Annotated in this window: 21 protein-coding genes, 2 tRNA genes and 1 rRNA gene; all 24 read left to right on the top strand. The window is 52.7% G+C overall.

Annotation, left to right across the window (positions count from 1 at the left end; translation table 11 throughout):
• The first annotated feature begins 280 nt into the window (after positions 1-280).
• Positions 281-397 (top strand): 5S ribosomal RNA (gene rrf / locus C7445_RS03715).
• Between the two features lie 12 nt (positions 398-409).
• Positions 410-492 (top strand) — tRNA-Leu (locus C7445_RS03710).
• 200 nt (positions 493-692) lie between these two features.
• Entirely contained in the window at positions 693-1,673 is a 981-nt protein-coding gene (locus C7445_RS03705; protein ID WP_134158681.1) for a substrate-binding domain-containing protein, read from the top strand.
• Between the two features lie 50 nt (positions 1,674-1,723).
• On the top strand, positions 1,724-3,103 hold the full coding sequence (gene pepV, locus C7445_RS03700; RefSeq protein ID WP_134158680.1) for a dipeptidase PepV: 1,380 nt from the start codon (positions 1,724-1,726) through the stop codon (positions 3,101-3,103).
• Positions 3,104-3,160: 57 nt separating this feature from the next.
• Complete coding sequence (locus tag C7445_RS03695; RefSeq protein WP_134158679.1) at positions 3,161-3,775, top strand: adaptor protein MecA; 615 nt, start codon at positions 3,161-3,163, stop codon at positions 3,773-3,775.
• A gap of 131 nt (positions 3,776-3,906) precedes the next feature.
• Positions 3,907-5,196 (top strand): Glu/Leu/Phe/Val family dehydrogenase, encoded by a 1,290-nt coding sequence (locus C7445_RS03690; protein WP_134158678.1) that lies wholly within the window; start codon positions 3,907-3,909, stop codon positions 5,194-5,196.
• A gap of 41 nt (positions 5,197-5,237) precedes the next feature.
• A complete protein-coding gene (locus C7445_RS03685; protein ID WP_134158677.1) occupies positions 5,238-5,438 on the top strand; it encodes a hypothetical protein in 201 nt (66 codons plus the stop codon).
• Between the two features lie 110 nt (positions 5,439-5,548).
• Complete coding sequence (sleB, locus tag C7445_RS03680; RefSeq protein WP_134158676.1) at positions 5,549-6,358, top strand: spore cortex-lytic enzyme; 810 nt, start codon at positions 5,549-5,551, stop codon at positions 6,356-6,358.
• Between the two features lie 18 nt (positions 6,359-6,376).
• Positions 6,377-7,657, top strand: a complete 1,281-nt coding sequence (locus tag C7445_RS03675; RefSeq protein WP_166668973.1) for a PepSY1/2 domain-containing protein — start codon at positions 6,377-6,379, stop codon at positions 7,655-7,657.
• A gap of 83 nt (positions 7,658-7,740) precedes the next feature.
• Positions 7,741-8,382, top strand: a complete 642-nt coding sequence (locus C7445_RS03670) for a flagellar brake protein (RefSeq protein ID WP_134158674.1) — start codon at positions 7,741-7,743, stop codon at positions 8,380-8,382.
• A 56-nt stretch (positions 8,383-8,438) separates the two neighbouring features.
• A complete protein-coding gene (locus C7445_RS03665; RefSeq protein ID WP_134158673.1) occupies positions 8,439-8,909 on the top strand; it encodes a hypothetical protein in 471 nt (156 codons plus the stop codon).
• 149 nt (positions 8,910-9,058) lie between these two features.
• Positions 9,059-9,736, top strand: coding sequence for a (d)CMP kinase (cmk, locus tag C7445_RS03660; RefSeq protein WP_134158672.1), 678 nt, complete (start codon positions 9,059-9,061; stop codon positions 9,734-9,736).
• On the top strand, positions 9,726-10,334 hold the full coding sequence (locus C7445_RS03655) for a lysophospholipid acyltransferase family protein (protein WP_166668972.1): 609 nt from the start codon (positions 9,726-9,728) through the stop codon (positions 10,332-10,334). The genes cmk and C7445_RS03655 overlap by 11 nt, the downstream gene beginning before the upstream one ends.
• 238 nt (positions 10,335-10,572) lie before the next feature.
• Positions 10,573-11,733 (top strand): 30S ribosomal protein S1, encoded by a 1,161-nt coding sequence (gene rpsA, locus C7445_RS03650; RefSeq protein WP_134158671.1) that lies wholly within the window; start codon positions 10,573-10,575, stop codon positions 11,731-11,733.
• 118 nt (positions 11,734-11,851) lie between these two features.
• Positions 11,852-12,409, top strand: coding sequence for a hypothetical protein (locus C7445_RS03645; protein WP_134158670.1), 558 nt, complete (start codon positions 11,852-11,854; stop codon positions 12,407-12,409).
• Positions 12,410-12,475: 66 nt separating this feature from the next.
• Complete coding sequence (locus C7445_RS03640; RefSeq protein WP_166668971.1) at positions 12,476-13,849, top strand: DUF512 domain-containing protein; 1,374 nt, start codon at positions 12,476-12,478, stop codon at positions 13,847-13,849.
• A gap of 30 nt (positions 13,850-13,879) precedes the next feature.
• Positions 13,880-15,208 carry a ribosome biogenesis GTPase Der gene (der, locus tag C7445_RS03635; protein WP_134158669.1) on the top strand — a complete coding sequence of 443 codons (1,329 nt, stop codon included), beginning with the start codon at positions 13,880-13,882 and terminating at the stop codon, positions 15,206-15,208.
• Positions 15,209-15,241: 33 nt separating this feature from the next.
• Complete coding sequence (plsY, locus tag C7445_RS03630) at positions 15,242-15,856, top strand: glycerol-3-phosphate 1-O-acyltransferase PlsY (RefSeq protein ID WP_134158668.1); 615 nt, start codon at positions 15,242-15,244, stop codon at positions 15,854-15,856.
• The gene (locus C7445_RS03625) at positions 15,853-16,893 is read left to right on the top strand and encodes an NAD(P)H-dependent glycerol-3-phosphate dehydrogenase (protein ID WP_134158667.1); all 1,041 of its coding nucleotides are present in this window, start codon (positions 15,853-15,855) and stop codon (positions 16,891-16,893) included. Before plsY ends, C7445_RS03625 begins: the two co-directional genes overlap by 4 nt.
• Before the next feature lie 89 nt (positions 16,894-16,982).
• A complete protein-coding gene (gene gcvH, locus C7445_RS03620; protein WP_134158666.1) occupies positions 16,983-17,366 on the top strand; it encodes a glycine cleavage system protein GcvH in 384 nt (127 codons plus the stop codon).
• 273 nt (positions 17,367-17,639) lie between these two features.
• The gene (gene spoIVA, locus C7445_RS03615) at positions 17,640-19,118 is read left to right on the top strand and encodes a stage IV sporulation protein A (protein WP_134158665.1); all 1,479 of its coding nucleotides are present in this window, start codon (positions 17,640-17,642) and stop codon (positions 19,116-19,118) included.
• Between the two features lie 120 nt (positions 19,119-19,238).
• Positions 19,239-19,315 (top strand) — tRNA-Pro (locus C7445_RS03610).
• Between the two features lie 68 nt (positions 19,316-19,383).
• Complete coding sequence (gene mtrB / locus C7445_RS03605) at positions 19,384-19,623, top strand: trp RNA-binding attenuation protein MtrB (RefSeq protein ID WP_134158664.1); 240 nt, start codon at positions 19,384-19,386, stop codon at positions 19,621-19,623.
• A gap of 77 nt (positions 19,624-19,700) precedes the next feature.
• Positions 19,701-20,438 carry a heptaprenyl diphosphate synthase component 1 gene (locus tag C7445_RS03600; protein WP_134158663.1) on the top strand — a complete coding sequence of 246 codons (738 nt, stop codon included), beginning with the start codon at positions 19,701-19,703 and terminating at the stop codon, positions 20,436-20,438.
• Position 20,439 lies beyond the last annotated feature (1 nt).

Genomic DNA, 20,439 nt, shown 5'->3' with positions numbered 1-20,439 from the left:
GAGCGGACAGATACGAATCGGTCGAGGGCTTCACCCGCAAGCAAGGTCATTTCATAGCAGTCACAAGGTACATAAGGAATGGAAGCGGAGTTTGGTTCGAGCGAGCGCGTATGAAGGCGAAAGCTGAAGTTGCGTGAGCAACAGGACAAACGAAGCAGGCACCAAAGTAGCATCACAAACCGATTGAAGCGGAGTTTGGACCGAGCGAACACATCTGCAGGCCGAAGGCCGAAGCCGTGTGAGCGAGGAACAAGCGAAGCGAAGCGAAACAAAATATAGGTCTGGTGACCATAGCGGAGGGGAAACACCCGTACCCATCCCGAACACGGACGTGAAGACCTCCAGCGCCGAGAATACTTGTCTCGAGAGGGACTGGGAAGGTAGGTCGTTGCCAGGCAAGAGATATTTTGCGGGTGTGGCGGAATTGGCAGACGCACCAGATTTAGGTTCTGGCGGGAAACCGTGGGGGTTCGAGTCCCTTCACCCGCACCAAATTGTACCTCAGCTAAAGGGCTTGGGTTATCCGGGCTCTTTTTTGTGTTGTCGAGGTCTTGCCTAACAGGATGAAGCCTTGTGAAGAAAGTGATCATTTGGTGAAGAATGAGGCTTTGCTGGCACGTTTTTGATTATAATAGGGATACACGTCCACGCGTTCTGTTGCAAGCGACGTGGAGCTTAACGGAGGTGGCAGAGTGCCCGTAACAATATATGATGTGGCAAGAGAAGCGAAAGTGTCTATGGCGACAGTGTCGCGGGTGATTAACGGTACTGCTGTGGTCAAGGAGGACACGAAGAAGCGCGTTTTGGACGCCATAGCCCGATTGGGTTATCGCCCAAATGCTGTTGCTCGTGGATTGGCCAGCAAACGGACGCGGACGATCGGCGTGATTGTACCTGATGTTTCGGCGGCTTTCGTCGCGGAAATGGTTCGCGGAATCGAGGATATTGCAAATATGTACGATTATCACATCATCCTCGTGAATTCCGATGCTCAGGTGGATCGCGAAGTCAGTTTGATCGGGACGATGTGGGAAAAGCAAGTCGACGGCATTATCTATATGACAAATGTGTTAAGTTCCCGCGAAATTGATGCTTTTGAAGAGGCTCAAATCCCAGTTGTTCTATGTGCGACAGAAGACCCGGAGCGTCGCATTCCATCTGTCAACATTGACAACTACAGGTCGGGACGAGATGCCGTTCATTTTTTGCTTGAGAAGGGTTGCAAGAAAATCGGATTCATCACGACCGATGAAGGTGTTTCGGTAGTAGCTGATCGCCGTTTGCAAGGCGCAGAGAATCGCATGCGCGATCAGGAATTGCACGTGATACGTACCGGAAAAGGCCGGTACGAGGTTGCGTTGCCAGTGATTCGCTCGTATTTTGAAGCACATGACTTGGACGGTGTCGTTGCCGCTTCGGATGAGTTGGGGCTTGCGACAATTCACGCTGTGCAGGATATGGGTCGCCGTGTACCCGAAGACGTGAAGGTCATCGCTTTCGATAACACGAGGTTGGCTGTCATGGTACGTCCGGAAATGACAGTGATCGCACAGCCCATGTACGATTTTGGTGCCGTCTCGATGCGTCTGCTCACCAAACTGTTACAGGATGAGCCTGTTGATAATTATACGGTGACCTTGTTGCACAACATCGTTGAACGCGCTTCGACCTAAAGCGGGGCCGTTGCGGGATCTGGTATGAATTCGATTGAGGGAATGATCTTGTGATCGGCAACTTTGTGACACAGCACGAACCGGAGATCATCGCATCGTTTCAGCGGCTGTTGGCGATTGAAAGTGTCAAGTCCCATCCGGTCCCCGGTGGCCCTTTTGGGGCGGGGCCTGCTCAGGCATTATCCTATGTACTGCAACTGGCTGAAAGTCGGCACTTGAGTACAAAGAACATCAACGGGTACGCGGGACATGTTGAATATGGTACCGGAGATCAATACATAGCTGTTTTAGCGCACCTTGACGTGGTTCCTGCCGGAGAAGGTTGGACATACCCTCCTTTCGGCGGTGTCATTGAACAGGGACGTATTTACGGGCGTGGCGCCATCGATGATAAAGGGCCTGCAATGAGTGTGTTATGGGCATTATTTGCGATGCAGGAAGCGGGGATTGTGCCGAAACGCAAGATACGCCTCATTTTTGGCTTGGATGAGGAATCGGATTGGCAATGCCTTGACCACTATTTTCGTTATGAGCCAAAACCAATTGGCGGGTTCGCGCCAGATGCTCAGTTTCCTTTAATATACGCCGAAAAAGGGATGGCAACTTTACGCATCGAAGTTCCAGCCGAAGCGGAATCGCTAGCGGCCCAAGTCCAAATGTTTTCAGGAGGAACACGGTTCAACATAGTCCCTGAAGTCGCGCGTGCAACAGTCGATTGCCACTCGGAGACTGCGGCGCGTGAACTCGTTGTAAAGTTCCGGAAAGCTGCGAAGGATTTACAGGTCTCATTGCATTCGGAAGTACGCGGCTGTTATGTGGACTTGACCGTCGAGGGAAGGGCTGCTCACGCCTCTAGGCCCGAAGCCGGTATCAATGCAATCGTTCAATTGGCGCAGGTGTTGGGGACGGCGACGGTTTCCAACTGTTCGATGTGGAGAAGCATTGGATCGTGGGATTGCTTCGGAAGAACGTTGGGTATCGATCACGACGATGGGGAAACGGGCCCTCTGACCATGAACGTCGGAACTGGTGAGCTACGAGATGGCACGTATCGATTCCATCTCAACATTCGTTATCCTGCCAATCAAACGGTGGATGAATTGTTGAAGACGATGACCAATTATCTGCCTGACCGGTGGCGCATAGCACTGGTTGAACACATGGATCCGCTACGGATCGATCCAAATGCTGTGGTCGTGCATACATTAATGGATGTATACAAGCAGTTCTTTCAAGAGGACATTCCTCCACTGACGACAGGGGGAGTGACATACGCTCGAGCAATTCCGAATGCGGTGGCTTTCGGTGCACGCTTTCCGGGTAAACCCAGTCTGGCACATCGGGCTGATGAGTATTGGGAGATCGATGACTTTCTCAGATCGATTGAAATCTATGCAGAAGCCATGACACGGCTCGCAAATGCGTTATAATATAGAGTACACGTCGTTACCCCGAAACCACCATGGCGACAAAGGAGGGAACGCCGAATGAGAGTGGAACGGATTGCCCGGGATAAGGTACGTATCTTCATCAGTTATGATGACCTTGAGGAGCGCGGTATTGATCGCGACGAGATCTGGCACAATGGCAAGAAGGTCCAAGATCTGTTTTGGGATATGATGGAGACGGCATACATGGAAGTCGGCTTTGAAATTGCCGGCCCCATTTCCGTTGAGGCGTTCACGATGCCAACCGAGGGCGTGGTGGTCATTGTCACTCGTATCCCGAGTATACCCGGGGCAACTTCGGATGAAAGTGATATCGAGGACGATGAAAGTACGACTTTATTTAGCCGCGATTCAGGGTTTCAGACCCGCGCGGATTCATATATGGTCTTTTCGTTCAGCGATTTTGACGATCTCGTTTCCGTATGCCATGCTTTAATACCATACCAGATCAATGCATCGTTGTTTTACTATAAGAATCGCTATGAGCTTTTGATTGCCGACGCATTGGATTCGGAACGCTGGCAGCTTATAGCTTCCATTCTTTCCGAGTATGGAAGCGTAAGCAACTCAACGGAAGCCATGTTGAAAGAATACGGTAAGACTGTGATTCGGGAACATGCCGTTGAAGCAATTGTTCAACGTTTTTCACTCTAAATGACGTGTAAGAGTAACTAGACCTTTGTCTAGTTACTCTGTTTTTGTGTTAGACCCAGTTCTTTTATGATCGTGGGCACGGGTGTATACTAGGGCTGTCCTTACGTATCGATTTTCCGCAAAGGTGGTTAGTGTTTGTGACACAGTCAGAATCCGCTTCGTTTGAGGACAAGCGCACCAACGGTACATATATACTTGACGATACGCAAAGTATCGTCGAACAGGCTCTCCAGGTTCTGGGGTATGGCCGCGAGGTGTATGATCTACTCAAATTACCGCTGCGTGTTTTGACGGTGCGGTTCCCGGTTAAGATGGACGATGGGACAGTAAAAGTCTTTACTGGATATCGAGCCCAACACAACGATTCCGTTGGACCTACCAAGGGCGGTATTCGACTGCACCCAGATCTCTCTCAGGCGGAAATTGAAGCTTCAGCGATATGGATGTCCATTCGTTGTGGCATTGCGGACTTACCTTTCGGCGGCGGTAAGGGTGGTATTGTCTGCGATCCCCGTGACATGTCGTTCGCCGAGATCGAGCGCGTGAGTCGCGCATATGTACGAGCTATAAGCCAAATCGTCGGTCCGGCCAAGGACATACCGGCACCTGATGTGTTCAGTAATTCCCAAAACATAGCGTGGATGTTCGATGAATACTCTCACCTGCGGGAGTCTGACAGCCCGGGGTTCATTACGGGTAAGCCAGTGATATTGGGAGGCACGCGCGGTCGCGACGGGGCTGCGGCACGAGGTGTCGCCATCACCATCGAGGAAGCGGCTAAGCATCGAGATGTCCGGCTGGAAGATGCGCGTGTGATTGTCCAGGGGTTTGGCGGCATTGGGAGTTATATAGCCAAATATTTGCACGACCGTGGTGCGAAGGTAGTAGGAGTTGCCGATGCGTATGGGGCTCTGTATCGCGAAGATGGGCTTGATATCGACGAACTCTTGGAGCGCAGGGATTCCTTTGGTACGGTCACGCGGTTATATCGCAATGTACTATCGAACAGAGAACTCTTGGAAATGCCTTGTGACGTGTTAATTCCGGCAGCTACCGGCAGTCAAATTACCGAGGAGAATGCGAATCAAATTCGAGCTTCCATGATTGTCGAGGCGACGAATGCACCGACAACGAATGATGCGCTCAACATCCTGACCGAGCGCGAAATCCTCGTTGTCCCGGATGTTGTTTCATTTTCGGGTGATGTTATCGTTTCGTACTTCGAGTGGGTCCAGAACAGTCAAGGTTACTACTGGGAGGAATCAGAAGTCCATTCGAGGCTCGATTCGCGTGTGCGAACCAGTTTTCATCGTGTATATCAAACTGCGGTGAAATATCAGGTCAACATGCGGCTGGCTGCTTACATTGTCGGAGTGCAACGACTTGCAGAGGCCAGTCGCTGGCGTGGTTGGATTTCCTAATCGCGACCAGATAGACTGTTGTTTGTCGAGGAGGAACTACGATGCGATCTGAAACATTTATGGCGATTCCGGAGCCTGTGGCACCGGCCATTCATCGGATAAAAGTACACATTCGTTGCCGCGTGTGTGGTGAAACATTTATTTTACGTGGGGTTCGCGACGGAAAAGGTCACATTGAGACAGGGTTCAAACGTTGTCTTTGTGATAACGATCGCGACTTTGATATCGAGCCATTGGCGTAAGTACAAGTTGTCCTCAGTTTGTGCCCGGGCTGCCAGCCCGGGCATATTTTTTTCAGGCAATGGGACACTAGACGTGCATTTGGATTCTCGATAAGAAAGGGGAACGTCTGGTGCGAAGCGGATTTCGCTCTCTCCAACTGGGTAAATGGATTGTCTTCACAATCCTGACGTGTGCCTTGACCATGACATCCCTGCCTTCGCAGGTTAAGGCGTTTACTGCTCGTAACTTAATTTATGGAAGTGAGGGCTACGACGTAAACGAGTTACAAGGACGACTGCATCTGCTGGGGTACTATTGGGGTAAAAACGACGGAATATTCGGCTGGAAGACGTACTGGGCCGTTCGCACCTTCCAGTACAACTTTGGGTTGCCTGTCACCGGGGATGTAGATATGGCAACCAAGCAGGCACTCGTCAAAGCGACGCCAAATTGGAATTATCACATGGATTCAAATGGTGGAACGAATACGGTAGCGAATCAAGAGGGGACAAATGGGGGAACAAACGGGTTATCTCCCGCGACTGTTGTGGCCGGAGATGGGTTCTCTCATGGTTCGTCAGGGTTAAGTGCGAGCGACTTGAACCTTATGGCCCATGTCGTATATGGGGAAGCGCGGGGTGAACCATTTGAAGGACAAGTGGCCATTGCAGCCGTGATTTTAAATCGATTACACGATCCGAAGTTCCCTAAAACAATTCCTGCCATTGTTTATGCGCCTGGAGCGTTTGACTGTGTGAATGATGGTCAAATCAACCTTCAGCCAAACGCGGAAGCCAGACGAGCTGTGGCCGACGCCGTCGCGGGGTGGGATCCAACGCATGGGGCGTTGTTTTATTTCAACCCAGCAAAAACAAGTAATGCTTGGATGTGGGCTCGTCCTGAAATCATGACAATTGGACACCACATATTTACGGATTGAATGATTGGGGGAATACGTGTGAGAAGATCGATTTGGTGGATGACGACAGCGCTTGCAGTCGTCGTTGTGGGTGGTTCCGCCTATGCCTGGGGGCGCCAGCAGCAACTAAACGGCCAGGCCATGGCGGCCATGGTCAATGCCCAATATGATGGAGCGCTGCACAATGCGTTAGCAGACATGGAATCTCTTCGCGGCGCTTTGGCAAGTGCCATGTTGGTTGCCGATCCAGAATCCTTTGATCGGCACTTAAGCGATGTCGAGAAATTCGCATATGCCGGGGAAAACGATTTAAGTCGGTTGCCCAGCAACGTTTCTGCGGACCACAACATAAATGAATTTCTGCATACGGTGAACAGCCAGGCTGAGCATTGGATCATTGCGAATCAGAGTCCGAGTGCGGCGTCTGTTCAACAATCGCTGGCATCCTACTACACCCGTGCAGGTAATGTTATCAACGGACTTGAGCGAATTGTCAACGCACCGCGATCGACAACATCGTACTGGATGGATGGCCGGCAACTAGCTCCAGCGGCTCGCGATGGATTAGCTCGTTTGGAACAATCGCTTGGTACGATGGCTGCAGATGGCACAGGGCAGCAACCCAAGACAGGCACAAAGTCCAAACCTGCTGCGCCAATCGCGTTACAATCAACGGAAGCTGTCAAACGCGTCGCGAGCGTGGCGGGTGTGACGAACACGACAAAATGGAAGGCGCAACTGCACACGGCTGGTGAGAATGCACCGTACTACCTTGTGGTTGGCGATACGACACGTGGTTCTGTGCGTGCCGAAGTATCGGCTGCAACGGGCCGTTTAATAAGTTATCATCTTTCGCGGCCGATAGGGACCAAAAAATACGACTTTGCACAGGCTGCAACGGATGCACAGGCATGGCTTGCGCGCCAAGGATATCATCAGGTCATTCGCGCGGACGCTGGGAATTCCGATGGTATTGCTCGCTTTGCTTACCAACCGTTGGTCGGTGGTTTACCTGTGCTCGACTCATCGTTCAATGTTGTCGTCGCACTCGACAATGGACAAGTTGTGGGTTTTTACGAACAAGGCAAGTTACCGCCTACAAGCTTGCCGAAAGCGACAAAAGTCATACCCGCAAATGCATTACGTGCCAAGGTTGGTCCCAAGTTCCACATTCAATCGGAGCGGAAAGTAATTGTGGAGAACCCAAGTGGTGACTGGGTCCAGGCCATGGCATATGAAGGTGTCTTGGGAGACGAGCCGTATCGCGTGATCATAGATCTCCAGACAGGGCATGAGTTACGGGTGGATCGACTAAGTTAACCTGTTTTGCAAAAACAGAATTATCCCCTCAAAGTTACCTCTGCTGTGTATAATAAGGCAGAGATAATAGAGGGGGATTTGCAATGGCGATCTCACCAAGTATAGGCGGCAGCGTCCGTATCCGAGTCAACAACCAGGATTCAAAATACTATAAATCACGTGTCGCCGATGTCGATGAACAATGCCTGTATGTCGATGTACCGGTCGATCCAGTCACAGGAAAAGAGTTTGAAATCCATGTCGACGAATCGGTGGTTGTTGAGTATACGGTATCGGAGACCGAGGTATATCGGTACACCGCACATATCCAAGGGTTATCATATATTCCAACACCAGCCATCCGGGTGGAGCATCCAGCTCACGCAACGGATCTCGAACGAATCCAAAGGCGCGAGTTCTTTCGCATCTCACTTGACGTGCCCGTGACAGTTATGTGTGAACGGATGAGTAAGGAGTTTATTTTGCAATCCATCGACATCAGCGGCGGCGGCATTGCGGTCATGACGAAGTCTGCGATAGACATCAGGATGAACGATGTGGTTCGGATTTCCTTGATCCTCCCATATATCGACTATAACCTGAAGACGTCTTGTCAGGTGGTTCGTGTGCAAACGGAAGCAAACGGCATCACGACTTTGTCAATGCGATTTGTCGATATTTCCGAACGTGAGCGCGATCAAGTGATACGCTACACATTCATGCGCCAGCGGGCATTGCGTCGCTGAGCCCACCCGTGCATACGTCGTGTGAATGTGCATACGTTAGCCATGGAGGGATGTCCATGGCGAGTAAACGACCATTTATGCAGTGGTTTGATGACTTGTTAATACCGGTAACAATGGGTGTGCTGTCTGTACTTGTACTTGTTCAGGTCGTGGGTATGGCACCTTCCGTTCGCCAGGCGATGGATCGGATGGAAGGGCGCTTTGTCTCTGCGACTGTCACAGAACCAGCTTCTGTGCGATCCGCTTCAGGGTCCATCTTGTTGACGGCGAGTTCCGCCGCGGTCGCATCGCACGTCGTTGTGTTTCGCAATGGGGTGTCTTTAGGCACGTTCACCACGAATCAAATGGCGATATTGGTGCATGAAGGGGATCGCATCACGTTTCGCGATGAGATGCCGAACGGACCACAGGTCTTTATTTATGTAACGGCCCAGGCGCCTAACCTCCTGTTGCCAGCGACGGGTGAAACTGCCGAACTTGGAGCAGGAACGGCGACGGCGGATTTGGATCAGGTCTCGTTTATGTGATGATGATATGCTCCGTTGAATGCAAATCGGATCGTATGATACCATCAAGCCAACCAGGTGTCCTGCGCCGGGCATCATTGCCCATTTGCGCCGCGGTGTGCTAGGCGAACGTGGGACAAACTGCGATCCAAAGAAGGGAGGGCGGCTCTATGGTTCCCGTCAGCATCGCGATCGACGGACCGGCCGGGGCAGGCAAGAGTACCGTTGCCAGACTCGTTGCCAAGCGACTGAATCTAATGTACGTCGATACGGGTGCCATGTATCGCGCTGTCGCGTATCTTTGCGTCAAAGACGGCGTGGATGGCCGGGTCGAGCGAGCCGTTCGCGAACTTCTCGATGCGCACAAAATCACCTTTGAACAGGGGGCAGACAACGGTTTGCGCGTGTTTGTCGACGGCCTCGAAGTGACTGCGAGGTTGCGCGATCCGGAAGTGAACGCGTTGGTTTCAACTGTGGCGGCTCATCCAGCCGTTCGCAGCCGATTGACGGATTGGCAGCGCGATTTCGCGGCACACCATTCGGTGGTCATGGATGGGCGTGACATTGGTACAGTTGTCCTGCCAAACGCGACGGTTAAGGTATTCCTGACGGCTGCACCGGAAGAAAGAGCACGCCGCAGGCAACAGGAGTATTGCCAAATGGGCTATGAGGTATCGTTTGAGGATATTGTCAAGAGCGTGATCGAGCGGGATAAAAAGGACTCTGAACGCGCACTTGCGCCGTTGCGGGAAGCAGAAGACGCCGTGCGCATCGACTCGACCGATAAGCCAATAGAGCACGTCGTGAACGAGATTGTGCAATTGGTGGAGAATGCACATGTCCGATAACGCGACAGATCTGCCGCGGACGTTCTTGTATAGGCTGGCACGCACCGTTGTGACCACATTCTTTCGACTCTGCTACAGGATACGCGTAGAGGGACTGGAACATGTGCCTCCATCCGGCGGTGTGATTATCGCCAGCAATCATTTGAGCAACTTGGATCCGCCGTTGTTAGGCGTCACGATTCCACGATACATACGGTTCATGGGCAAGGCTGAATTATTTCAGATTTCCGTGCTAAGGGCTTTGTTTTCGGCTCTCGGCGGCTTTCCCATTCAACGCGGACGCATTGATAAGCAGGGAATTCGCACCGCCATTTCTATTGTGCAAGAAGGCGGCTGCCTGGTGATGTTTCCGGAGGGGCATCGCTCGAAAACAGGCGAGCTTGGGCCGTTGATGCCAGGGATCGCAAGCATCGCGAAAAAGTCCAACGCTACGGTCGTTCCGACGGGGATTGTTGGGCCATACCGGTTGTTTGGAAGGGTGACCATTCGCTTCGGAGAACCGTTTGTGGCATCCGAGCTTCCCTCGAATGTCTTGGTATCCCACCTGTCGTCGGAACTCGAGCGGTTGCTTGCAGCTAAGCACACGGGAAGGCGTTGAGTGCGAGTTTCGATGGATGGTTTTCCAAGTGGCGCATGTCTATGTTAAAGTAATGTTGTTGGTTCGTCGTGTATGTGGTCGCGAAATTGACGGTTTGCGGTTTGTTCATTTTGGTATTCTAAGGGTATGATCAAATGGACGGGCCGATAGGTCCGCCGCCATGGCAGAACGGAATGAACGCCGACTCCTGTCGCGCGTTGCCACTATACAACTGACCATGGAACAGGAGGCCAATCAGATGTCAGAGGATTTGCGTGAAATGTTAACCGACGCTGCGGTTCGCGAGGGAGATGTCGTAACCGGAGAGGTAACCGCCGTCGATGAAAATGGGGTAACTGTCGCTCTGTCGCACGGTTTTGAAGGGCATATTACCCCTCAAGAGTTGTCTGCCGTACCTGGTACCAATCCGTCTGAGGTGACCTCAGTAGGCAGCCAAATCACGGCTGTGGTTGTTAAGGTCGATATGGAGTCCGGCCACGTGACCTTGTCAAAGCGCCGGGCTGAGCAGGCAACGGCATGGCAGCGGATGCAGGAGTTGCTTGCAAGTGGTGAGCCGATTGAAGTGGAAATTCGCGACGTGGTCAAAGGCGGCCTGGTGGCAGACGTCGGTGTCCGTGCGTTTATTCCGGCTTCGTTGGTGGATCGTCGATTCGTCGAAAATCTCGACGAGTTCAAGGGGAAGACACTTCGTGCCAAGGTTGTCGAAGTTGATCCTGAGAAGAACAAGTTGATTTTGTCTCGTCGTGCATTGCTTGAGGAAGAGGGCGAAGCCAAGGCGAAGTCCTTGATGCAAGAGTTGAAGCCTGGTGACGTCATCGAGGGTACGGTCCAACGTTTGACCGACTTTGGTGCTTTCGTCGATATCGGAGGAGCCGATGGACTCGTCCATATTTCCGAACTATCCTTTTCACACGTGAATCATCCTTCCGAAGTTGTTCATGAGGGCGACCGCGTGAAAGTTCGCGTACTACGAGTGGATCCCGAAGCAGGTCGCATTTCGCTGTCCATCAAGGCTGCATTGCCTGAGCCTTGGGAAGAACATGCGAACGATTATCAACCGGGCGATGTCGTGCAAGGCGTAGTGAAGCGCGTCGTCGACTTTGGTGCGTTTGTGGAGTTGCAACCAGGCCTTGAAGGTCTTGTTCACGTCTCGCAAATCTCGAACGAACACGTCGCACATGCTTCCGACGTTCTGCAGCCCGGTCAGGAAGTTACGGTTCGCGTTCTCAGTGTGGATCCAGAGCGGCGCCGCATCTCGCTCTCCATGCGCGAGCCGGGACCAAGCCGGAGCGAGAACACAGGGTCCAATCGCCGTCGTGAGCGCCGTCCAGTGGAGCGCCAAGACGACTCAGGTACGGGTGCGACACTCGGCGATTTGTTTGGTGACTTGTTCAAATGATGAGATGAAATAGCACGTTCGACCGCCTCACATGCTGGGGCGGTTTTTTTTGCGAATAGGCATTTGGAGAAACGAAGCATACTGAGAGGCGAGAACCCTGAAAGGAGCCCCCTGGTCAATGCAGGTGTCCTTGTACGATCTCGCTCCTCTCGTTGCGGCCTTAGGCCTTTGGCCACCCATAGCGCCAGGTATGATGCGCCTGTTATATCGAATCGTCGCGTTTGCAACATTGGCACAAGTCACGATACTTCGCGGCTGCATTCCTGAATTGAGCGTGTACGTAGTCGTGTTGGCCCTCGTCATCATTCGTGGTATCCAGGAAATGAAAGAACAGCAACACGTTTCTTGGTATGGTGTCGTTCTTGGCGTCATTGCTGGGAGCTTGGCATGGGAATGGCAGCGGTTTGTGCCGTTTGCAAGGCCGTTCGGTTTATCTGACAGCTGCTTTGCTGCCATTTGCACAGCTCTTTTCGTGGGATTTCTGGCAGATATGGACGAGGCAATATGGACTTGGTCGGTTGCTTTTGTGGCCATGAATCTGCTTTGTCTGGCATTCGGTGAAGGACCTAATCTGATCTTCACGTTCTGGGCTGTCGAAGCAGGTCTTCAGGGATGTATCGTCATCCGGCGGCAAGTCTTTGCGAATCGGGCACAAAAATTCAACAGTGGCGGATGAATTGACGCCTTCATGACCATATTGCATAATGAACTATCGTATGTGAACGAGCTTAGGAGGGGAATCATGCCAATTATTAAAGAAGTCAAACCTGGATCGTTGGCAGAGGAACTCGAGCTCGAACCTGGAGACGAAATTCTGCGGATCAATGATACGCAGATTACGGATATTGTAGATCTTCAATTCGCGCTCGCGGATGAACTCATCGAGATCGAAGTGCGCCGCAAAAACGGTGAACTTTGGGAACTTGAAGTCGAGAAGGATTACGATGAGGGACTTGGCGTCGAGTGGGAACACCCTACGGTCGACCGGGTTCATCTCTGCCACAATAAATGTGTATTCTGTTTTGTCGACCAAATCCCGGGCCAGATGCGCAAGACGCTGAACGTGCGGGATGACGACTATCGTCTGTCGTTTTTGCATGGGAATTTTGTCACGCTTACGAATTTGAAAGAGGGCGAGTTGGAGCGGATCGTCCGGCTGAAGATGTCGCCCTTGAACATTTCGGTTCACACGACGAATCCCCAACTGCGCGTACGCATGTTGGCCAACAAGAAGTCGGGCGAGATCATGAACCAGATTCGTTATCTGGCCGAGCATGGCATCGAAATGAACACACAGATCGTCTTGTGTCCCGAGTGGAATGATGGGGAAGAGTTGGACCGGACGATTCGCGATCTCTATCCGTTCTACCCGGCAGTGCGAACGCTCTCCGTGGTTCCGGTCGGGCTTACGAAGCATCGTCGGGGACTGCATAAGTTGCGTGGATGCACATCGGAGGAAGCAGCCAAGGTCGTCGAACAGGTTGCTCGTTGGCACGAGTTTTTACGGCCGCGGCTAGGTACGTCGTTTGTCCAAGCGGCCGATGAATTTTACGTGATGGCCAACCTCGAGGTTCCGCCAAGTGAATACTATGATGACTTTTCGCAGATTGAGAATGGGGTTGGGGTCATCCGGACGTTTTTGGATGAAGTCGCGGAGGCCAAGGTGCGTTTGCCGAACAAGACCATCCACGGGCAACGGCGAAAAGTGGGGATTATTACGAGTGTCTCGGCAGAGCGCACGATCCGTTCGTCTCTGCAAAACCTCGATGACATTCGAAGCTTGTATTACGAAGTGTTTCCTGTGGTCAATCACTTTTACGGAAACAACGTCTCGGTCGCAGGTCTATTGACCGGCACAGATATCACACAGCAATTGGCAGGTAAGGTTGCCCATCTCGATACGCTCTTGCTACCTGACATTATGCTGAAGGACGACGAGGATATCTGCCTCGACGACTACCGCGTGCAAGACATCGAGCGGGTGCTCAACGTCAAAATCACTGTGGTTCCGGCCACCGGGATGGGACTATTGTACGGAGCGCTCGGTTATACACAGGCCTTGCCGCCACGTCGTCGTTACGAGGCCACTTTGCGCAGTGCCGTGGGGCTTGACTGAGAACTTTTGCCTGCTGAAAGGATTGTATCCATGCCACTACCTGTCGTTGCAATTGTCGGACGAGCAAATGTCGGAAAATCGACGCTGTTTAATCGCCTGATTGGGGAGCGACTCTCGATTGTCGAGGATGTGCCAGGGGTCACGCGCGATCGTATTTATGCGAAGGCGGAGTGGAACGGCGTTTCGTTTCACCTGATAGACACTGGCGGTATCGAAATGGACGAAGAAGATGAAATGGGCAACCTGATTCGTATTCAGGCACAGCTTGCGATTGATGAAGCGGATGCGATCATCTTTCTCGTCGACGGTCGTACTGGTTTGTCGGTACAGGATGAATACGTCGCGGAATTTTTGCGTCGATCGAAGAAGCCAGTCGTCCTCGGCGTCAACAAGCTTGATCACGTCAGTCATCACGCTTCGAGCTATGAGTTCTACCAACTCGGCTTTGGCGAACCTATTCCTCTGTCCGCCGAACATGGCACCGGCACGGGGGATTTGTTGGATGCCGTGGTGGATGCTTTGCCGAAAGCGGAGGATGATCCTGTTGACGAAGAAGCCATCCGTGTCGCGTTCATCGGCCGCCCGAATGTCGGCAAATCGAGTCTCGTCAATCGATTGCTTGGCGAACAGCGTGTGATGGTCAGTGACATTGCCGGTACAACGCGCGATGCCATCGATACGCCGCTCGTGCACGACGGCCAGAAGTATGTGTTGGTCGACACGGCAGGCGTTCGTCGAAGAGGAAAAGTGTACGAAAACATCGAAAAGTATAGTGTGCTCAGGGCGCTTCGAGCTATCGAACGGACCGATGTCGCGTTTATCGTTCTCGATGCTGAACGAGGGATTGCCGAGCAAGACAAGCGCGTCGCGGGATACGCTCTCGACGCCGGTTGCGCGATTGCGTTCCTGGTCAACAAGTGGGACGCTATCGAGAAAGACGACAAAACGGCGCACCGATTCGAAGAGGAGATTCGCAGCCACTTTCCGTTTATGCGTTGGGCTCCCATATTGTTCGTGTCGGCATTGACGGGACAACGGGTGACCCGGGCTCTTGATCTCGCTCGCGACATCGCGGAACAGCATGCGATGCGGGTGCAGACGTCTGCCCTCAACCGGGTACTTGCCGACGCCCAAATCTCGGTATCGCCTCCCTCGAGCAAGGGACGCAAGTTAAAGCTGTATTATGCGACGCAGGCTTCAGTGCGTCCGCCTACGTTTATCATCTTTGTCAATGACCAGGAACTGTCGCACTTCTCGTACGAGCGCTATTTGGAGAATCAACTTCGGGAAGCGTTTGGCTTTCAGGGCACACCAATTCGCATCCGTATGCGTACACGCGGGCAGGACGCGGATGACTGACAGCGGCCAATACAACTCTGGGAGAGAATCGACATGTCGTTCTGGATGGGTTGTTTAAGTGCGATCATCGCCTATATCATTGGGTCCATTTCAACGAGTACCTTGGTGGTCAAACTGGTGTCCGGGCGTGATATCCGCGAGGAGGGCAGCGGCAACGCCGGCGCCACCAACACGATGCGTACCATCGGTACCAAATGGGGCGTGATCGTGTTGCTGGCTGACGCGTTGAAGGGCATGGTCGCCCTTTGGATAGCCTTCGCGTTGACCAAAGGTTCCGTCGTTGCCGCTGCTGTGGCCGCCATCGCAGTGGTTATCGGACACAATTGGCCGGTTTTCTTCGGCTTTCGTGGCGGCAAAGGGATTGCGACCACCATCGGCGTCTTGCTGTGGCTGGCGCCTATTCCGACCGTGATCGCTGGCGTGATTTGCCTGATTGCAATCGCATTAACGCGCTATGTTTCGCTTGGATCGCTGATTCTTACGGTGCTTGTTCCCGTGATCATGGCGATTTGGTTTATGCAACCGGCCGTTCTTGTCGCGAGTATCATTTTGGCATTGTTGTCGATCTATCGGCACCGTTCCAACATATCTCGATTGATTCGCGGTCAGGAACGCAGAATTTTTGATAAGTCGAGCGAGAGTCTATGACGAAAGTGGCGGTTTTGGGAGCGGGTAGTTGGGGAAGCGCACTCGCGGCGGTGCTTGCAAACAATGGTTTGGAGACGGTGGTATGGGCACGAAATCGGCAACTGGCTGATGAGATCAATTCACGTCATGTCAACGAACGCTACCTTCCGGGCGTGACTCTGCCTGCTGGCATCCAAGCAGTGACGCGGGTCGAAGAGGCTCTATGTAAAGCGAAGCTCGTCGTTGTGGCACTTCCGTCGGCGGCATTGGCGGACGGCGTTGAAACGCTACGAGGAGTGGCTGACGAAGCAGTTGTGGTGCACGCTGTGAAAGGCTTTGTTCGACCGCAAAATGTACGAATTACATCATACATACGAGAGCGCGTGCCGACAGTGGCGGATCGGCTTGCTGTGATTTCAGGTCCGTCCCATGCGGAGGAAGTGGTTCGCCAACTTCCGACGACGGTGGTTGTCGCCAGCGAAAGTCGTGTAATCGCTGAGTTCGTCCAAGATGCTTTTATGAATGATCGGTTTCGCGTGTATACACAAGCGGACGTGATCGGAGTGGAATTGGGCGGCGCGCTCAAAAATATCATCGCGCTCGGCGTGGGCTTGGTCGATGGGCTTGCGCTTGGCGACAACACGAAAGCTGCATTGATGACGCGGGGACTGGCGGAGATGACGCGGCTGGGGGTCGCGTTGGGCGCATCCCCGCTGACGTTCTCAGGATTGGCCGGAGTGGGCGATCTGATTGTCACGTGCACAAGTGAACATAGCCGCAACCATCGAGCTGGGTGTTTGCTGGCACAAGGGTTGTCGTTGGATGCCACACTACAGCGGATCGGCATGGCGGTTGAAGGGGTCGGCGCAACTTTTGCGGCATCAGAACTTGCGCGAACGCACGGGATCGAGATGCCAATCACACGGGCGATCGAAAAAGTTTTGCTTGGGGAATTGTCGCCAGCGGACGGCGTCGGGCTCCTCATGCGGCGCGGCAAGAATCACGAGATGGAGGATATCGGCGGGCAGCCACTCACAGCGTTATGGGTGCGCCCATAGTATAGAAGTTCATACGCGGTGGCCTTGGCCTAGCACTTTTGTTACACTACAATCGCGATCACACCAGCGGGTGAACAGGAGGTACCTTGATGAGCAATGTGCCCGAGCAGTTACAATACTCCCGCGAGCATGAATGGGTCCGCGTGGAGGGCAATCGTGCCTATATCGGAATTACACATTTCGCGCAGGATGAGCTTGGCGATATTGTGTACGTCGAGTTGCCGGAAGTTGGGACGACGGTTACAGCCGGCGAAACATTTGGAACCGTCGAGTCGGTAAAGACGGTTTCCGACTTGTATGCGCCTGTGAGCGGTCGGGTTATCGAGGTCAACCAGGCGCTTGCGGATGCGCCGGAAAAAGTCAATGAATCACCGTATGATGAGGCATGGATGATTGTCGTCGAGATGAGCGACAAAGCAGAACTGGACGCTCTGCTGTCGGCAGATGCGTATGCGAAGCATATTCAATCCTGAAGTATGTAGAGCCAATGAGCTGCGGTGAGGAGTGCGCTCCTCGCCGCGGCTCTTTGTTTTTCCGGCGTCCGCGTTCTACTTCGTGTCTTTCATCCGTATACATAGTTGCGTCAGGGACGAGGTTTTGCGTATGGCGAAGCATACCCTGTAGTGCGACGCATATATTCTCTACTGTCCACCGACACCGGGACAGTCTACGGGGGATTGTCAGTGGGCCGGGGCAAGGCATGCGTTTGATGCAGTCTACGCCGGTCATCTTGAGGAGGGAGAAGCGTGGAAAAATTCGACGTCTTTAAGGACATTGCTGAGCGAACGGGGGGAGATATCTACCTCGGCGTGGTCGGCCCCGTGCGCACTGGCAAGTCGACCTTTATCAAAAAGTTTATGGAGCTCATCGTCATTCCAAATATCAAGGACGAAAGCGAACGCGTTCGCGCGACCGATGAGCTCCCGCAGAGTGCGGCGGGTCGAACCATTATGACGACCGAGCCTAAATTTATACCGAACCAAGCGGTCGAAGTCAGTGTAGCAGAAGGTTTGGATGTGAATATACGCATTGTCGACTGCGTTGGGTATGCCGTCGACGGTGCGCGTGGCTACGAGGATGAAAACGGGCCTAGAATGGTGACAACGCCGTGGTTTGATGAGCCAGTCGCTTTTCAAGAGGCTGCAGAGATTGGCACGCGTAAGGTCATAGCGGACCACTCCACAATTGGTATCGTGGTGACCACGGATGGTTCTGTCGCCGAAATTCCTCGCGAAGGTTACGTGGAAGCCGAAGAGCGAGTCGTCGCGGAACTGAAAGAACTCGGTAAGCCTTTCGTGATTCTGGTCAACTCAGTGAACCCGGATCATCCACGTGCACAAGACCTGCGAGACGAATTGGCTGCGAAATACGACGTCCCTGTGATCGCACTTTCTTGCGCGACGCTGACGACGCACGAAATTCACTATGTCTTGCGCGAGGCCTTGTATGAGTTCCCGGTTAAGGAAGTTAACGTGAATCTTCCTAACTGGGTCATGGTTCTCGACGAGGAACACTGGTTGCGGCGGCAGTTCCATGACTCTGTGCGCGAAACCATCCAGGACATCCGCCGCATCCGCGATATAGACCGGGTCGTTGCGCAGTTTGGGCAGTATAACTTCGTGTCAGCGGCGGGACTGTCGCATATGGACATGGGGCAAGGTATAGCCGTGATCGAACTTGACGCACCAGATGAACTGTACGATCAAGTGCTCACCGAAGTCGTAGGTGTCCAAATCACAGGGCGCGATCAACTGTTGCGGATGATGAAGGAGTTTACCTACGCCAAGAAAGAGTATGACAAAGTTGCCGATGCCCTCCGCATGGTTCGCCTCACAGGGTATGGCATTGCACCGCCGGCTCTTGAGGAAATGACACTCGACGAACCAGAGCTGATCAAACAAGGTTCGCGTTTTGGCGTTCGTCTGAAGGCGACAGCGCCGTCCATTCATATGATTCGTGTCGATGTCGAGAGTGAATTCGCCCCGATCGTCGGCACGGAGAAACAGTCTGAAGAATTGGTTCGTTATTTAATGCAGGACTTTGAAAAAGATCCGCTGAAGATTTGGGAAAGTGATATCTTTGGCAAATCATTGGCCGCCATTGTTCGCGAGGGAATCTCCGCAAAACTTTCACTGATGCCGGAAAATGCACAGTTTAAGTTGAAGGAGACATTACAGCGAATTATCAATGAAGGCAGCGGCGGTTTAATAGCTATCATTCTATGATGAAGGCCTGGGGTGTTTTCACCCCAGGCTTTTTCGCAACCTTGCGCTTGGCATGAGAACATGCTACAATAGTCAAGGCTTAAGGGAACTGAGCCGTGCAATATATAACGATGTCCACAGCGGGATGTGGCGCAGCCTGGTAGCGCGCTACCTTGGGGAGGTAGAGGTCACGGGTTCGAATCCCGTCATTCCGACCACAAACCAGCGTGATATACGCTGGTTTTCGTTATTTTAGCAGCTTGTTTTGGTAAAGGAGGCTGTCCTTGTGTCAGACTCGCCTGTATCAGGAGATTATTTTGTCATACGCGCTTTAGAAAATGGTGTTCAGGTCATCGGTATGACGCGCGGTGCTCAAACTCGCTTTCACCATTCCGAAAAACTGGATAAAAATGAAGTGATGATCGCACAATTTACAGAGCATACATCCGCCATGAAAATACGCGGGAAAGCAGTGCTGTACACCAGCTATGGCCAAATTCGCACCGACGGCGAGGACGAAACGTGAGTGCCACGACTTTGTGGTATACTAACCGCAGTATACAATGGGCGGCCTGGTCTGGGTGCTAAGGAGATGAAATCGGCTTGACGGACAGTAAGGAAGCGATGTTCAGACGCGTTGAGCGGAAGGCCTTAACGCATATGCACCACGACTATTTGACAACCCGAAAAGTCCGCCAAGCGGTTAGTCGATTTCACTTCGACGCCGGTTACGCGATACTATCCGCCGCTGCCGTGAAGGATGACGAGATCGAACAGGTACTAACCGCATTGCTTCTGCTTGAACAAGGACTGTCGATTCATGACGACGTCGATCGCTGCCAATCGTCCGATCAAGGTCTTATTGTGTTGGCCGGCGATTTTGACAGTAGTAAATATTATTACATTTTGGCCGGTCTCGGCGACAGCTCATTGATGTTCAGCCTGTGCGAAGCGGTTGTGCAGATCAACGAGGCGAAGATGACCCTTTTACTGAGCCATGCACCACTGTCCACGACTGAATACATGCGGTTAATGAAAGTGGTGGAAGGGCAGTTGCTCAAAGCGCTCGCACGTCACTATCTGGGTGAAGACGGGCAATGGATGTTACATATTGAATCGCTGGTGCAGGCGCACATCGTGCAGGATGAGTTACGCGCACATCGGTTCTCGAAGCGCTTGACGACCCGACAGGCTTCAGAATGGCTCTCTCATTCGCTTGAGCAGTTGGAGATGGCTGCGGGAGGTGCCGTGACCAACCCTTTGTACAGCTTCCTTGTTGAGTATTTTGGGCCGATTCGGGAGACGGTTCGGGATTTGCAGTTGGCGGAAGGGAAAGGTTGAC

It is taken from the genome of Alicyclobacillus sacchari, assembly GCF_004366795.1.
Lineage (GTDB): Bacteria > Bacillota > Bacilli > Alicyclobacillales > Alicyclobacillaceae > Alicyclobacillus > Alicyclobacillus sacchari.
Note: the sequence above shows the minus strand (reverse complement) of the source record. Positions and strands in the feature narration are given on the sequence as shown.

Coding starts and splice junctions, on each gene's coding strand:
- C7445_RS03695 (WP_134158679.1), top strand. CDS start 3,161: ATGAGAGTGGAACGGATTGCCCGGGATAAGGTACGTATCTTCATCAGT.
- C7445_RS03685 (WP_134158677.1), top strand. CDS start 5,238: ATGCGATCTGAAACATTTATGGCGATTCCGGAGCCTGTGGCACCGGCC.
- C7445_RS03670 (WP_134158674.1), top strand. CDS start 7,741: ATGGCGATCTCACCAAGTATAGGCGGCAGCGTCCGTATCCGAGTCAAC.
- C7445_RS03665 (WP_134158673.1), top strand. CDS start 8,439: ATGGCGAGTAAACGACCATTTATGCAGTGGTTTGATGACTTGTTAATA.
- cmk (WP_134158672.1), top strand. CDS start 9,059: ATGGTTCCCGTCAGCATCGCGATCGACGGACCGGCCGGGGCAGGCAAG.
- C7445_RS03655 (WP_166668972.1), top strand. CDS start 9,726: ATGTCCGATAACGCGACAGATCTGCCGCGGACGTTCTTGTATAGGCTG.
- rpsA (WP_134158671.1), top strand. CDS start 10,573: ATGTCAGAGGATTTGCGTGAAATGTTAACCGACGCTGCGGTTCGCGAG.
- C7445_RS03645 (WP_134158670.1), top strand. CDS start 11,852: ATGCAGGTGTCCTTGTACGATCTCGCTCCTCTCGTTGCGGCCTTAGGC.
- C7445_RS03640 (WP_166668971.1), top strand. CDS start 12,476: ATGCCAATTATTAAAGAAGTCAAACCTGGATCGTTGGCAGAGGAACTC.
- der (WP_134158669.1), top strand. CDS start 13,880: ATGCCACTACCTGTCGTTGCAATTGTCGGACGAGCAAATGTCGGAAAA.
- plsY (WP_134158668.1), top strand. CDS start 15,242: ATGTCGTTCTGGATGGGTTGTTTAAGTGCGATCATCGCCTATATCATT.
- C7445_RS03625 (WP_134158667.1), top strand. CDS start 15,853: ATGACGAAAGTGGCGGTTTTGGGAGCGGGTAGTTGGGGAAGCGCACTC.
- gcvH (WP_134158666.1), top strand. CDS start 16,983: ATGAGCAATGTGCCCGAGCAGTTACAATACTCCCGCGAGCATGAATGG.